This window comes from Rhizobium sp. 62_C5_N11_2 (genome assembly GCF_051811185.1).
In the GTDB taxonomy this organism is placed as follows: domain Bacteria; phylum Pseudomonadota; class Alphaproteobacteria; order Rhizobiales; family Rhizobiaceae; genus Rhizobium; species Rhizobium leguminosarum.
Window position 1 is genome coordinate 469,185 of record NZ_JBPWPW010000002.1, and the last position, 13,250, is coordinate 482,434.

12 protein-coding genes and 2 pseudogenes are annotated in these 13,250 nt (G+C 57.1%); 10 read left to right on the forward strand and 4 right to left on the reverse strand.

Features of this window, described 5'->3' with window-relative positions; genetic code table 11:
• Positions 1–81: 81 nt before the first annotated feature.
• The 4 genes from AB8B31_RS25725 to AB8B31_RS25740 are packed head-to-tail and all read right to left on the reverse strand — an operon-like array spanning position 82 to position 4,565.
• Positions 82–1,038 carry a carbohydrate kinase family protein gene (locus tag AB8B31_RS25725; protein ID WP_439007563.1) on the reverse strand — a complete coding sequence of 319 codons (957 nt, stop codon included), beginning with the start codon at positions 1,036–1,038 and terminating at the stop codon, positions 82–84.
• A 4-nt stretch (positions 1,039–1,042) separates the two neighbouring features.
• Complete coding sequence (locus AB8B31_RS25730; RefSeq protein WP_011654707.1) at positions 1,043–1,837, reverse strand: alpha/beta fold hydrolase; 795 nt, start codon at positions 1,835–1,837, stop codon at positions 1,043–1,045.
• Complete coding sequence (locus tag AB8B31_RS25735; protein ID WP_011654708.1) at positions 1,834–2,070, reverse strand: lipoyl domain-containing protein; 237 nt, start codon at positions 2,068–2,070, stop codon at positions 1,834–1,836. The genes AB8B31_RS25730 and AB8B31_RS25735 overlap by 4 nt, the downstream gene beginning before the upstream one ends.
• A 29-nt stretch (positions 2,071–2,099) precedes the next feature.
• The gene (locus tag AB8B31_RS25740; protein ID WP_018517314.1) at positions 2,100–4,565 is read right to left on the reverse strand and encodes an alpha-ketoacid dehydrogenase subunit alpha/beta; all 2,466 of its coding nucleotides are present in this window, start codon (positions 4,563–4,565) and stop codon (positions 2,100–2,102) included.
• A 324-nt stretch (positions 4,566–4,889) separates the two neighbouring features.
• On the opposite strand from AB8B31_RS25740, the gene AB8B31_RS25745 reads away from it, so the two are divergent.
• The 10 genes and pseudogenes from AB8B31_RS25745 (at position 4,890) to AB8B31_RS25790 (ending at position 13,239) form a co-directional block, all read left to right on the forward strand.
• Entirely contained in the window at positions 4,890–5,735 is an 846-nt protein-coding gene (locus tag AB8B31_RS25745) for a sugar phosphate isomerase/epimerase family protein (protein ID WP_011654710.1), read from the forward strand.
• A 78-nt stretch (positions 5,736–5,813) separates the two neighbouring features.
• Positions 5,814–6,812: a substrate-binding domain-containing protein gene (locus AB8B31_RS25750; RefSeq protein WP_011654711.1), complete on the forward strand. Its 999-nt coding sequence runs from the start codon at positions 5,814–5,816 to the stop codon at positions 6,810–6,812.
• Positions 6,813–6,894: 82 nt separating this feature from the next.
• Positions 6,895–8,379 carry a sugar ABC transporter ATP-binding protein gene (locus AB8B31_RS25755; RefSeq protein ID WP_131631578.1) on the forward strand — a complete coding sequence of 495 codons (1,485 nt, stop codon included), beginning with the start codon at positions 6,895–6,897 and terminating at the stop codon, positions 8,377–8,379.
• Positions 8,372–9,361 carry an ABC transporter permease gene (locus tag AB8B31_RS25760; RefSeq protein WP_020048066.1) on the forward strand — a complete coding sequence of 330 codons (990 nt, stop codon included), beginning with the start codon at positions 8,372–8,374 and terminating at the stop codon, positions 9,359–9,361. Before AB8B31_RS25755 ends, AB8B31_RS25760 begins: the two co-directional genes overlap by 8 nt.
• Positions 9,362–9,374: 13 nt before the next feature.
• The gene (locus tag AB8B31_RS25765; protein WP_020048067.1) at positions 9,375–10,433 is read left to right on the forward strand and encodes an ABC transporter permease; all 1,059 of its coding nucleotides are present in this window, start codon (positions 9,375–9,377) and stop codon (positions 10,431–10,433) included.
• A 10-nt stretch (positions 10,434–10,443) separates the two neighbouring features.
• Positions 10,444–10,518, forward strand: a pseudogene (locus tag AB8B31_RS25770) (transaldolase family protein); the annotation flags it as partial.
• Between the two features lie 158 nt (positions 10,519–10,676).
• The gene (locus AB8B31_RS25775; RefSeq protein ID WP_439007564.1) at positions 10,677–11,132 is read left to right on the forward strand and encodes an RbsD/FucU family protein; all 456 of its coding nucleotides are present in this window, start codon (positions 10,677–10,679) and stop codon (positions 11,130–11,132) included.
• A gap of 42 nt (positions 11,133–11,174) precedes the next feature.
• Positions 11,175–11,342 (forward strand): annotated as a pseudogene (locus AB8B31_RS25780) (PfkB family carbohydrate kinase); the annotation flags it as partial.
• A complete protein-coding gene (locus tag AB8B31_RS25785; RefSeq protein WP_439007565.1) occupies positions 11,339–12,214 on the forward strand; it encodes a carbohydrate ABC transporter permease in 876 nt (291 codons plus the stop codon). The pseudogene AB8B31_RS25780 and the gene AB8B31_RS25785, both read left to right, overlap by 4 nt.
• Positions 12,211–13,239 (forward strand): carbohydrate ABC transporter permease, encoded by a 1,029-nt coding sequence (locus AB8B31_RS25790; protein ID WP_439007566.1) that lies wholly within the window; start codon positions 12,211–12,213, stop codon positions 13,237–13,239. Before AB8B31_RS25785 ends, AB8B31_RS25790 begins: the two co-directional genes overlap by 4 nt.
• The last annotated feature ends 11 nt before the right edge of the window (positions 13,240–13,250 follow it).

A 13,250-nucleotide genomic window follows, 5' to 3' on the forward strand; every position in this document is an offset into this window, starting at 1 on the left:
TTCGAGTAAAGCATCTCTAGACGTGGCGATTCACCCTTAACTGGCGCGGCTAACCTCCGCAATAGCTTGCGGTGCTTGGCGTCACATTTGACTGCTCTCGTCGTATCCAGCCACGATGATTTCTCTGCGCCACGGCGGGTCACTTCCGCGGTGCTCGCAGGCAAGACTTGCAACATGTGCGGCAAACTCGAGAGCTTTGCGAGCCCGGTCACCCGTCAAGGCACCGATGCTATCGCTATGCAAGTCGCCGCTCTGCTGGAGATGGGTGAGAAAGCCTGCAATGAGTGCGTCTCCGGCTCCAACGGTATCAACAACCCTTGCAGGGTGTGCTGGAACTTCAACGACTCTGCCACCCGCAAGATAAACCGTTGCGCCGCCCGCACCCCGGCTGACGAGGACGATCTTGGCCCGGTTTGAAAGCCAACTCTCCGCTGCTGAATGCGGCCCAACACCCGGCTGCATGAATCCGAGATCCGTCACCGACAGCTTTACGATATCAGCCATACCGCAGAGGCGATTGAGACGCTGGCGATATGCCTCTGGATCCTGCGCCAGACCGGGCCGGCAGTTTGGATCGATTGAGAGCACGCGCTTACCCTGTTCGTTCTCGAACAGCGACTCGCAAGCGCTCGAGACAGGGGGGTGAATCAACGTGACCGAACCGATGTGCAGGACGTCAACCTCGGTGCCCAAAGATGGTGCCCCTTTCAGCGTCCAGTGCCGTGCCGCACTGCCGCTGTCATAGAACGCGTACTCAGGCTCGTCGTCGCCCAGACGCACAAAAGCCAACGTCGTGTCGAAAGGCAGGCGGGTTGCATAGCGAAGATCAATCCCCGCTTCGTTGAATTGCTGAACCAGCATGGCGCCAAAAAAATCCTCGGACAGCCCTCCCATGAATCCGACTTTCCCGCCTAACCTGCCAATCGCTGTCGCGATGTTGCAGCAGGATCCACCACAGACAGGGATGTAGCCACTGCCACCTTCCGGGAGCGCGACCGGCAAGAAGTCAATCAAGGCATCACCGCAGACAACGATCATGAACTCATCCCCCCAATTCCAATACGGCACTCTTCAGAAATTCACAAAGATGCCGGCTTACGGCTCTGCTTGCCTCAACGTGAGGAAGATGCCCGGTATCCGGCAGAGTAAGCACTTGAGCGTTGAACCTCGACAGTCTCGGACGGTCGATCGGATTTATCGTGTCTTCCTCTCCCCAAATGACGATCCGCGGAACTCTGCTGACGGCTATGGAGGCCACATGGGGTTCAATCGAGGTCTCGACATGGCTTAACTCCGAAGCCAGGGCTCTAAGAGCGGCACGAATGCCCGGTCGTTCCAGGTGATCGAGGAGCCGTTGAGCGATCGGTGGCGTTATCAGGCGCGGGCGCGAGACCAAACGCTGAAGTAGCGCCAACGCAGAGCCCAACTCGTTAAGTTCAGGCAGTTCGCTCAGAAATTCTCGACCGACCTCTTTGCCCAGACCAGCCGGTGCGATCAGGCCAAGGCCGGCGACCAAATCCGGTCGGCGGGCTGCCAGTTCGATGGCGATTGCGCCGCCCAGTGAATGCCCCACCACTACAAAGCGATCGTTCTGTCGCGCGAGTGCGTCAATCAGTTCATCGGCCATCTCCGAGATTTTCATGCCATTCCTGCCAGGCGGTTGACCGCCATGCGCAGGCAGGTCGCAGCTAAAAACCGCAAACGACTGCATGAGCGCGTCCTGATTGGCTATCCAGCTCATTCGATCAGCTCCGAACCCGTGGAGAAGCAGAAGGTTCGGCCCCGACCCACCCAAGCGGAAGACTGGAAGCGGTAAGTTTGCGGTCGCGTTTGTCATGTCTCGATGATCCCAAGCGTGGAGCCCACTGCCGCAAGCTCGTCTGCGGGAATCAGGATTTTCTTCAGAATGCCTGTCGCTGGGGCTTCGATTTCCATGGTGACCTTGGGTGTCGTGATCAGGACGAGTTGTTCACCTTCGGTGACCATGTCGCCTTCCGTCTTGAACCACTCGTCGATCTGGGCCTCGTCGATTTCGTTTCCGAGATTCGGCATGATGATCGGGATATCCATATGTGTTCCTCGCTCAAAAATGTGTTGGTTCACAGACCGAGACGGGCAAGTTCCCGATCGTCCCAGTCACGTATGCTGCGGCGGTTGCTGCGCTGGCCTGGAAACAACTCGCTGGTGATGACATCAATGATGTCATCTTTCTGGGGAAAGTAGGTTGATTCCATCTCAGCGCCGGGCACGATCCAATTCGGAGAGCCGATTACACGAGGCGCGGCGTGAAGAGTTTCATAGCCGAATCGCGTAATGTTTGCGGCGAGCGTCATCAGGAAGCTGCCGCGCTCCGAGGCCTCCGATACCAGTACGATGCGTCCGGTTTTCCTTATCGAGGCAAGCACGGGTTCATAGTTAAATGGAACAAGCGAACGCGCATCAATCACTTCGACCGAGATGCCGAAGGTGCTTTCGAGTTCTTCAGCAGCAGCGAGCGCGGAGTAAAGCGAAGGTCCCACCGTCAGAATTGTGACGTCTTCTCCAGCGCGCTTACAATCGGGTTCACCAATGGGAAGTTGGTAGTAGCCGGTCGGCACGCCTTCATTGCGGAACTCTTCCACGGTGTCGTAGAGGCGCTGGCTTTCAAAGAAAACCACCGGATCGTTGCCTGACAATGCGGAAGCCAACAGGCCTTTCGCATCATACGGCGTTGCCGGATATACAACTTTGAGGCCTGGAATATGGGCGCATAATGCCGTCCAGTCTTGACTATGCTGGGCGCCGTACTTCGAACCGATCGAGCAACGCAAAACGACGGGAACCTTCAGCTCACCTCCGGACATCGATTGCCATTTTGCCATCTGATTGAAGACTTCGTCGCCCGCCCGGCCTAGAAAGTCGCCATACATCAGTTCCACCAGCGCGCGGCCGCCCTCGAGCGCAAAGCCGACCGCCGTCGCAACGATCGCAGCTTCGGAGATCGGTGAATTGAACAACCGATCATGCGGTAGGATTTCGGCAAGCCCCCGGTAAACGCCGAATGCGCCACCCCATTCCCGGCATTCTTCCCCATAGGCGACAAGACTGCCGTCGTGCGTCATGTGGTGCAAGACGGACTCGAACAACGCGTCACGCAATGTGATAGCCCGCATGGGTGACAGCTTGGCTCCGTCCTCGGCAAAGCCGTATCGACTTTTCTTCGCGTCCTGACGGATCCGGCTCACCTCGTCGACAGGCTTGAGGAGCGAAACTTCTTGCGAGGGCAGCTCTATGTTGGTGTTCGAGAACATGAGCTTGCCGATCAGCGTTGGATCTGCATGAATATCAACGGGAGGAGTAAGTGCCGGATCGACCGCGATCGCAGTAATCGAGCGCATGCGATCCGTTGTCTGTTCGCGCAGTTCGGCGACCTGGCCAGCGGTCACAATCCCGGCCTCCTGAAGGCGATTGGAGAACAGAATGATAGGATCGTGCTGTTCCCACGCCTGCATCTCGTCCTTCGTCCGATATGAGTTGATATCTGTCGTTGAATGACCCGAGCTGCGGTAACATTCTACGTCCAGCAAGGCGGGCCCGCGGCCTTGAACCAAAAGCTCGCGCTTGCGTGCGACGGCGTCAGCAACGGCGAGCGGATTTGTTCCGTCGACGGTTTCCGCGTGTATGGCTTGCTGGTTGACCGCCAGCCCTATGCGAGACAGGCGGTCCCATCCCATTGTTTCACCGATGGTCTGACCGCCCATCGCATAAAAGTTGTTGGTGAAGAAAAACAGGACCGGCAAACCTCCTTTGAAAGCATCTGCCCACAGCGTCTCGAATTGTGCCATAGCGGCGAAATTCATAGCTTCCCAGACGGGCCCGCAGCCAGTAGAGCCATCGCCCGCGTTGGCCACAGTGATGCCGCTGGCCCCCGCAAGCTTCTTTCGCAATGCGGCCCCCGTGGCTATTCCGGCGGACGCGCCGACAATTGCGTTGTTCGGATAAGTCCCAAAAGGCGGGAAGAAGGCATGCATCGACCCGCCCATGCCTCGGTTGAAACCGGTTGAGCGCATGAAGATCTCTGAAAGCAGGCCGAGCAGTAGAAAATTCTCCGCGGTCTCGCTTGTTTTCGGACCCTGCAGAGAGGTCTCCACGGTCCTGAGAAGCGTACCACGCTCATGGCTCTCCATAATCAGACGCAAGGCATCATCCGGGAGCTTTCGGATCGCAGAAAGGCCCTTCGCGATGAACTCGCCATGGCTGCGATGACTGCCGAAAATATGGTCATGCGGCTCGAGTGAGGCTGCCGCTCCGACGGCAGCAGCCTCTTGCCCGATCGAAAGGTGAGCCGGCCCTTTGTAGTTAAACTCAATGCCGCAATATGCTCCCTTTCCCTTTAGCGAAGCCAAAATCGTCTCAAATTCGCGTATGATAATCATATCGCGCAGAATTTGCAGCAATCCTTCGTCGCCATACCGGGCACGTTCCGCCTCGATATTCTCATCGTACGCGTGGATAGGAATTGAGGGTGCTTTCAACGTACTGCGCACCTTGAAGGTCCTGGGGTCGATGTGGATTTCCTTGGGCATTCTGACCTCCGATGGGATTTGCCGGGGTCACAATCCCCTTAGCCACTAGACATATATCGTCACAACAAATGTATTTCAAGAAAGATTTTTGTGTTAGGTTCTTTTAAGCGATGATCGTACAAATGCGACGGAACGGCAATTTGTGGCGTGGCATGGTGTTGGAGCCTGTAAACAAATGTGTTTCACAAGATATATTTGTGTTGACCTTTGCAAATTTTTCGATGACTATTCCCATAATGATCAGCGGTGAAGAAATGTCGCGCTGACGCTGTCTGGTCCAGCGTTCTCGTTGGCTCTGCAGCGGATTACGGGAGGATAAATGCAATGGCAAAATTTGGAATGCACTTCAGTCTGTGGGCGCCCGAGTGGACGACAGAGGCGGCCAACGCCGCTATCCCTGAGGCGGCGCGATACGGGCTGGAAATAATCGAGATCCCTTTGTTCGAGCCGGCCAAAATCGATCTGGATCACGCAAAGTCGATAATCCGAGATCATGGTCTTCAGGCAACCGCGTCGCTTTGCCTGCCCGAAGACAAGATGGCTCACCTGGCTCCGGAAGCCTGTACGCAATATCTGTTTCAAGTTCTCGACGCCGCTCACCACATTGGGTGCTCCATGCTGACTGGCGTCACCTACTCGGCGCTCGGCTACAAGACCGGTGTTCCCCCAACAAGTAGCGAGTACGAAGCGGTGGTTCGGGCACTGAAGCCGGTAGCCCGGCGCGCTGCTGGACTCGGCATGACGTTCGGTGTCGAACCTTGCACACGCTTCGACACCCACATTCTCAATACGGCCGCGCAAGGAATATGGCTGCTTGAGCAAATCGATGAACCGAATACCTTCGTCCACCTCGACACCTATCACATGAACGTAGAGGAGAGTGGTTTCGACGACGGCATCCGCCAGGCCGCGGGACGCTCTCCCTATATCCACCTTTCCGAAAGTCATCGCGGTGTCCCAGGCACCGGTACCGTAGATTGGGAACTGGTCTTCCGGACATTGCGCGACACCGGATTCGATGGCGATCTTGTCATTGAGAGCTTTGTCTCGGTACCGCCACAGCTTGCTGCGGCACTCTGCATGTGGCGGCCGGCCGCGCCCAATGCTGGCGCTGTACTTGATCAAGGGCTGCCGTATTTGCGCGGCTTGGCGACACGCTACGGCCTCTGAGGCGACAGCTGGCGGCGACGGACCGCAGACGCAATTCCGAAAATCTAGAGTCTACAACGCTCACAGGAGGAGAAGAGCATGAAACGTCGTGACATTTTGAAGTTTTCTTTGGCCGCAGGCGTGGCATGGCTGATTGCCACGCCAAACCTCGCGATGGCGGCCGACCCAGTCATGGTGACTGTTGTCAAGATTGCCGGCATCCCGTACTTCGGTGCCCTTGAGCGCGGCCTGCAGGAGGCAGGGAAGCAATTCAACATCGACGTTTCCATGACCGGTCCGGCAAACATCGACCCGGCTCAGCAGGTCAAGCTGCTGGAAGATCTGATCGCCAAAAAGGTGGACGTGATCGGCCTTGTGCCCCTGGACGTCAAGGCGTGCGAGCCTGTGCTCAAGCGGGCTCAGGCGGCAGGCATCAAGGTTATTGTCCACGAGGGGCCGGAACAGGAGGGCCGCGACTGGGACGTCGAACTCATTGACTCGACCAAGTTCGGCGAAGTTCAAATGCAGAGCCTCGCCAAGGAAATGGGCGAGGAAGGGGACTATGTCGTCTATGTCGGCACCCTGACTACCCCGCTGCACAACAAGTGGGCCGACGCGGCCATCGCCTATCAAAAGGCACATTATCCCAAGATGAACCTCGTGGCCGATCGCTTCCCTGGCGCCGACGAAATCGACAGCGCCTACCGCACGACCATCGACGTGCTGAAGGCCTATCCGAAGCTCAAGGGTATTCTCGCGTTTGGCTCGAACGGTCCGATCGCCGCCGGCAACGCCGTGAAGGAAAAGCACCTGAGCAAGCGGGTTGCCGTCATAGGCACGGTGCTGCCGTCGCAGGCCAAGGACCTGATCATGGACGGCGTCATTCGGGAAGGTTTCATGTGGAACCCGAGAGAAGCTGGCTCTGCGATGGTTGCCGTCGCCAGATTGGTCCTCGACGGAACGAAAATCGAGGACGGGATGGATGTTCCCGGCCTCGGCAAGGCTACGGTGGATGTTCCCGGAAAGCTCATCAAGGTCGACAAGATCACCCACATCAACAAAGAAACCGTGGATGGCCTGATCGCCCAAGGTCTGTAGCCGTCCTTGCAGGAAATACCGCAGGCGGGTGCTCGCTCGCCTGCGGCAGGACAGATGGCAGCGACTAAGGGTAAAGCCCACTATGACCACATTCCTTGAATTGACCCATGTCTCCAAGCATTTCGGCGGAGTTCGTGCGCTTCGAGATGTCGATCTGTCGCTGGAGGCCGGCGAAGTTCACTGTCTTGTTGGCGAAAATGGTTCGGGCAAATCCACCCTGATCAAGATTATTGCTGGCGTGCAGGCGCCCGATCCAGGTGGTAGCATCGTTCTGGAGGGTCGCGAACATGCTCGTTTGGACCCCATTCTTTCCACCAAGAGTGGCATCCAGGTTATCTATCAGGATCTCTCCCTCTTCCCCAATATGTCCGTGGCGGAGAACATCGCCATCGGCAGCCACATGGGCTTGCCTCGGCTCGCGAATTGGAACCGCATAAATGACATTGCGGCGAAAGCCATGGCCCGCATCAACGTCAATCTCGACCTGGAGACGATGGTGTCGGACCTCTCTATCGCAAACCGGCAACTAGTTGCGATTTGCCGCGCCATGGCCGCCGACGCAAAGCTGGTCATCATGGACGAGCCCACCGCCTCGTTGACCCGGCATGAGGTGGATTCTCTGCTGCGTGTCGTCAACGACCTTAAGAGCAGAGACATTTGCACGGTGTTCGTATCCCACCGTCTCGATGAAGTAATGGAGATAGCCGAGCGCGTAACGGTTCTGCGTGACGGCGGTAAGGTGGGGACCTTCGATGCCAGCGAGATCACTTCACGGCGGCTCGAGACCTTGATGACCGGTCATGAGTTCCACTATGCGCCTCCGCGGCCCGGAGGCGAGGCTGCGGAGGTTGTGCTGGCGGTTCGAAACCTGACTCGACCAGGCCACTACGAGGATATCAGCTTCGACATTCGCAAAGGAGAGATCGTCGGCCTTACCGGGCTTTTGGGCTCCGGACGGACAGAACTCGCACTCAGCATCTTCGGTATGAATCCACCGTCCCGCGGCACGATTGAAGTCTCCGGAAAGCCGCTGATAGCCAGCTCCAATCGTGTCGCAATAGCCAGCGGTGTGGCTTACGTCCCGGAAGACAGGTTGATGCTCGGCCTGGCGCTGGGGCAGCCCATTTCTGCAAACATCCTCGCGACGGTCCTCGACAGCTTGGCCGGCAAATTCGGCCTCATCAACCCCGCCAAACGTGTAGCCGCAGCCGATGAATGGATCGTTCGCCTGAACACGAAAGTGTCCGACCTCGAAAATCCCGTCGGAACTCTGTCAGGAGGCAACCAGCAACGGGTAGTGTTGGGCAAGTGGATGGCCACAAAACCCCGCGTGCTGATACTCGATAGCCCAACCGTCGGCGTGGACATCAAGGCCAAGGACGGAATCTATGAGATAGTGCACCGATTGGCGGCAGAAGGCGTCGGGGTACTGCTCATCTCCGACGAAGCCCAGGAGGTCTTCTACCACACCCATCGTGTCCTGGTCATGCGGCAAGGCAGGCTCGTCAGCGAAGTGCATCCGCTTTCGTCGACCGAGAGAAATCTGCAGGAGGAAATCTATGCCTAAGACAATTCAACGCTGGACACGAAGTCACGAATTTTGGCTGCTTGCGGTCGTCATCGTATTGTCCATGTTCCTCACGGCAGCGACGGACAGTTTTCTGACGCTGCAAAACCTTTTCGACCTTCTCACCTCCACTTCGTTTGCAGGCATTCTTGCAGCCGGTCTGCTTGTGGTCTTGGTGTTCGGTGGGATCGACATCTCCTTTACTGCCATAGCCAGCGTCGCTCAATATGTGGCTCTCATGATTGCCAAGACCTATCCAATTGGGTGGTTCGGAGTGTTCCTTGTCGCCTGCTGCACTGGTATACTATGTGGGCTATTCAATGCGGCTATTATTCATAAGGTTCGCATCTCTTCGGTTATTGTGACTATATCCACTCTCAATATTTTTTATGGATTGCTAATATATATCACCCGCGGCGACTATATCACCTCGCTTCCCAGCTATTTCCGCGAAGGGATCTGGTGGTTCGAATTCACCGACAGTAATGGATTTCCTTATGCGATCAATTTCCAGGCGCTGTTGCTAGTGGTCGCATTCTTTATGACCTGGGTCTTGCTCAACAAGACAAACATCGGTCGTCAAATATATGCCATGGGGGGGAATGAGATAGCCGCCGAACGCCTTGGTTTTCATGTCTTCGGCCTGAGGTGCCTTGTCTACGGTTATATGGGGTTCATGGCTGCGATCGCATCAATATCGCAAGCCCAGCTGGCCCAATCGGTTACGCCGACGACGCTCATCGGCAAGGAACTCGAAGTGCTTGCGGCTGTCGTTCTTGGCGGCGCGAGTCTGGCCGGTGGCAACGGCTCCGTGTTTGGCGCCGTACTCGGCGTGATGCTCATCGCAATTTTGCAGAACGGACTGATATTGCTTGGCGTGTCCTCATACTGGAATCAGTTCTTTGTCGGCTGCGTTATTCTGCTTGCGGTCTCGGCGACTGCGCTGTCTCAGCGGCGTCGGCATGCTGGACTCGCGTCCTAGGGAGGAAATTACCATGAAGCCGTCCGCCAATCGATCTCTCATATCCCGTTTCGTTCGAGAGAACGCCACAACGATGACGCTTGCTTCCATTTTCATGGCCGTTCTGGCGGTGTTTGGCCTCATTCTCGGCGATCGGCTGCTGAGTGTGGGAACATTTCAGTCGATAGCGTTTCAGACCCCGGAACTTGGCATTCTTGGTCTTGCGATGATGCTTGCGCTCCTTTCCGGCGGGCTGAATTTGTCGATCATTTCGACGGCCAATCTCTGCGCTTTGACGATAGCGTCGGTGTTGCAGTTCACAATTCCGTGGGGCGATGCTGGAAGTGTGCTTTGGCTCACCTGGCAAGTAGGCGCGGTTGCCGCGGGCCTCGCCGTCGCAATTCTGATAGGCCTGTTGAACGGCTTCATCATCGCCTATCTCGGTGTATCCCCCATTCTGGCCACACTGGGGACCATGATCGCCTGCAAAGGTCTTGCCATTGGACTGACGCGTGGAAACGTCTTGTCAGGCTTTCCAGATCCAATCGTTGCGATTGGAAATGGAACCTATCTGGGCGTACCGCTTGCGTTCCTGCTGTTTGTTGCCCTTTGCGTGTTCGTGTCGGTGGTTCTTCGGCGATCATCCTTCGGTCAGAAGGTCTACCTTGTCGGCGCCAACGAGAAAGCTGCCCAGTTCTCGGGCATACATGTCAAACGAGTTTTGCTTTTGACGTATGCCTTATCGGGCGCGCTTGCAGGATGCGGCGGGCTTGTAATGATGGCCCGATTCAATTCTGCCAACGCGTCCTATGGCGAGAGCTTCCTTCTCATCAGCATCCTGGCGGCGGTTCTGGGGGGCATCAATCCATATGGCGGCACCGGAAAAGTATCAGGGTTGTTTGCTGCGTTGCTGCTCTTGCAGTTGATCTCCTCCGTGTTCAATTTGATGAACTTTAGCCAGTTCCTGACAATTGCCATCTGGGGGGCACTTCTGATCGGCGTTTCCGCGCTCCGCTCAGGCACAGGCATATTCGATCGGTTGCACCTCTTCGAATTCTGGAGAGCAAAGAGCGCCGTGTCCGAAAAACCCTGATCTGTTCGCGGCCTCCGCCGAAGGCGCGCTATACCTTCGCCGCGCTGTGGATGTGAAGAATATCTGGATCCCCTACGGAGATTAAGGGCTCCAACTCTGGTCATGCGGGCGGGGGGAGAACCGCACCGGCAGGCGAGATCGACGGAATTTGAGGGAATCGCAGAGCTGTAACGGAGCTGCGATTATGGGCTCTGTTTTGCGGCACGAGGTGCTGCGAAATGGTGCAACTAAGGGAGGATTTTCATGCTGAAAAATATCGATCCGGCTCTAAATGCGGACGTGCTGCACGCGCTCCAATCCATGGGGCATGGCGACACGGTCGTCGTTTCCGACACCAATTTTCCTTCGGATTCCATTGCCCGGCAAACGGTGCTCGGCAAGCTGTTGCGGATAGACAATGTGTCTGCTGCCCGCGCCATCAACGCTATTCTTTCGGTAATGCCGCTGGATACGCCGCTGCAGCCGTCCGCCGGGCGAATGGAAATCATGGGCGCGCCGGACGAGATCCCTCCAGTGCAGCAGGAAGTCCAGGCCGTTATCGACGGCGCCGAGGGCAAGCCGGCGCCGATGTATGGCATCGAGCGTTTCGCCTTCTATGAGGAGGCAAAAAAGGCCTATTGCGTCATCACCACGGGCGAAAACCGCTTCTACGGCTGCTTCCTCTTCACCAAAGGCGTCATTCCGCCGGAAACCGTTTGAGGGGAAACGATAATGAAGGTGGGTGTTTCGATCCTCGGGATTTTCGTCGGCGGCTTCTCGGCAGCGCTCTCGCGGGGCGCTAGTTCGGTCGAGGCCGTGCGTTTCGGCTGCGCGACCGCCGGTATTGCGGTGACGCGCCGGGGTACCGCGCCCGCCATGCCGACGATCGAGGAAATCGAGGCGCTTCTCCAGAAAGGAGGCGCTGCATGACCCGCAACGATCCGATCAAACACTTCTTCATCTGGCCGGCGCTGCTGATCGTGCTGGTGATCTCGATCTTCCCGCTGATCTATTCGCTGACCACCAGCTTCATGAGCCTGCGGCTCGTGCCGCCGATCCCCGCGCGTTTCGTCGGCTTCGGCAACTATACGGAACTGCTTCAGAATCCGCGCTTCTGGAATGTCGCCTGGACGACGACGATCATCGCTTTTGTCGCGGTGACGCTGCAATATGTCATCGGTTTTTCCGTGGCGCTGGCGCTCAGCCGTCGGGTGCCTGCCGAAGGTTTGTTCCGGGTCAGCTTCCTGGTGCCAATGCTGGTGGCGCCCGTTGCCGTTGCACTCATTGCCCGCCAGATCCTCAACCCGACGATGGGCCCGCTCAATGAGTTGATGACCGCCTTCGGCTTTCCCAATCTGCCGTTTCTGACTCAGACCAGATGGGCTATCGGCGCCATCATTTCCGTCGAAGTGTGGCAGTGGACACCCTTCGTCATCCTGATGCTTCTTGCCGGGCTGCAAACCCTGCCGGAGGACGTCTACGAGGCTGCCGCGCTTGAAAATGCCAGTCCGTGGCAACAGTTCTGGGGGATCACTTTCCCGATGATGCTGCCGATTTCGGTGGCTGTGGTCTTCATCCGCCTCATCGAGAGCTACAAGATCATCGACACGGTGTTCGTCATGACAGGCGGAGGGCCCGGCATTTCGACCGAAACGCTCACCTTGTTCGCGTATCAGGAAGGCTTCAAGAAGTTCAACCTCGGCTACACCTCCGCCCTCTCCTTCCTGTTCCTGATCGTCATCACCGTGATCGGGCTCGTCTATCTCGCCATCCTGAAGCCCTATCTGGAGAAGCACAAATGAGTGTGCGTGACCTCAAAGGACCCGGTCGCTGGTGGGCGCTCGCAGGCTGCCTGCTGTGGCTGGCCTTCACCTTCTTTCCGCTTTACTGGGTCGCGATCACCTCGTTCAAGTCGCCGCTTGGCGTCGTCGGCGGGCCAACCTATATTCCATTTGTCGACTTCGACCCGACGCTGACAGCCTGGAGCGAGCTTTTGTCGGGCGCGCGTGGCCAGTTCTACAACACCTTCATCGCCTCGACGATCATCGGGCTTTCCGCATCGGTGCTGGCCACCTTCATCGGATCGATGGCAGCCTATGCGCTGGTGCGCTTCACCTTCGAGGTCAAGCTGCTGTCCGGCATAATTTTCGTCGTTGTTGCCTTTGGCGGATATCTTCTCGGCCGTCATGTGCTGGGCTACGGGCAGGCTATTTCGCTGATCTTTGCCTTTGTTGCAGCGCTTGCGCTCGCCATCGGCTCCAGCCGAATGAAGCTTCCAGGGCCGCTCCTCGGCAATGAAGATATCGTCTTCTGGTTTGTCAGCCAGCGCATGTTTCCGCCGATCGTCGCCGCCTTTGCCTTGTTCCTGATGTACACGGAAATGGGCAAGTTGGGGTTCAAGCTGGTGGACACCTATACCGGGCTCACCTTCGCCTATGTCGCCTTCTCGCTGCCGATCGTGATCTGGCTGATGCGCGATTTCTTTGCGGCACTGCCGGTTGAAGTCGAAGAGGCGGCGATGGTCGACAATGTGCCGTCGTGGAGAATTTTCTTCGGTATCGTCCTGCCCATGTCCAAGCCGGGCCTGATCGCGACATTTATGATCACGCTCGCCTTCGTCTGGAACGAGTTCCTGTTCGCACTCTTCCTGACCAGTTCCAAATGGCAAACCCTTCCCATTCTCGTCGCCGGGCAAAACAGCCAGCGCGGCGACGAGTGGTGGTCGATATCGGCAGCCGCCCTGGTCGCGATCATACCCATGGTCGTCATGGCGGGCATTTTGAGCAGGCTGATGCGGTCTGGCCTGCTTTTAGGAGCAATAAAGTGACCGTTCGACAA

Coding starts and splice junctions, on each gene's coding strand:
- AB8B31_RS25725 (WP_439007563.1), bottom strand. CDS start 1,038: ATGATCGTTGTCTGCGGTGATGCCTTGATTGACTTCTTGCCGGTCGCG.
- AB8B31_RS25730 (WP_011654707.1), bottom strand. CDS start 1,837: ATGACAAACGCGACCGCAAACTTACCGCTTCCAGTCTTCCGCTTGGGT.
- AB8B31_RS25735 (WP_011654708.1), bottom strand. CDS start 2,070: ATGGATATCCCGATCATCATGCCGAATCTCGGAAACGAAATCGACGAG.
- AB8B31_RS25740 (WP_018517314.1), bottom strand. CDS start 4,565: ATGCCCAAGGAAATCCACATCGACCCCAGGACCTTCAAGGTGCGCAGT.
- AB8B31_RS25745 (WP_011654710.1), top strand. CDS start 4,890: ATGGCAAAATTTGGAATGCACTTCAGTCTGTGGGCGCCCGAGTGGACG.
- AB8B31_RS25750 (WP_011654711.1), top strand. CDS start 5,814: ATGAAACGTCGTGACATTTTGAAGTTTTCTTTGGCCGCAGGCGTGGCA.
- AB8B31_RS25755 (WP_131631578.1), top strand. CDS start 6,895: ATGACCACATTCCTTGAATTGACCCATGTCTCCAAGCATTTCGGCGGA.
- AB8B31_RS25760 (WP_020048066.1), top strand. CDS start 8,372: ATGCCTAAGACAATTCAACGCTGGACACGAAGTCACGAATTTTGGCTG.
- AB8B31_RS25765 (WP_020048067.1), top strand. CDS start 9,375: ATGAAGCCGTCCGCCAATCGATCTCTCATATCCCGTTTCGTTCGAGAG.
- AB8B31_RS25775 (WP_439007564.1), top strand. CDS start 10,677: ATGCTGAAAAATATCGATCCGGCTCTAAATGCGGACGTGCTGCACGCG.
- AB8B31_RS25785 (WP_439007565.1), top strand. CDS start 11,339: ATGACCCGCAACGATCCGATCAAACACTTCTTCATCTGGCCGGCGCTG.
- AB8B31_RS25790 (WP_439007566.1), top strand. CDS start 12,211: ATGAGTGTGCGTGACCTCAAAGGACCCGGTCGCTGGTGGGCGCTCGCA.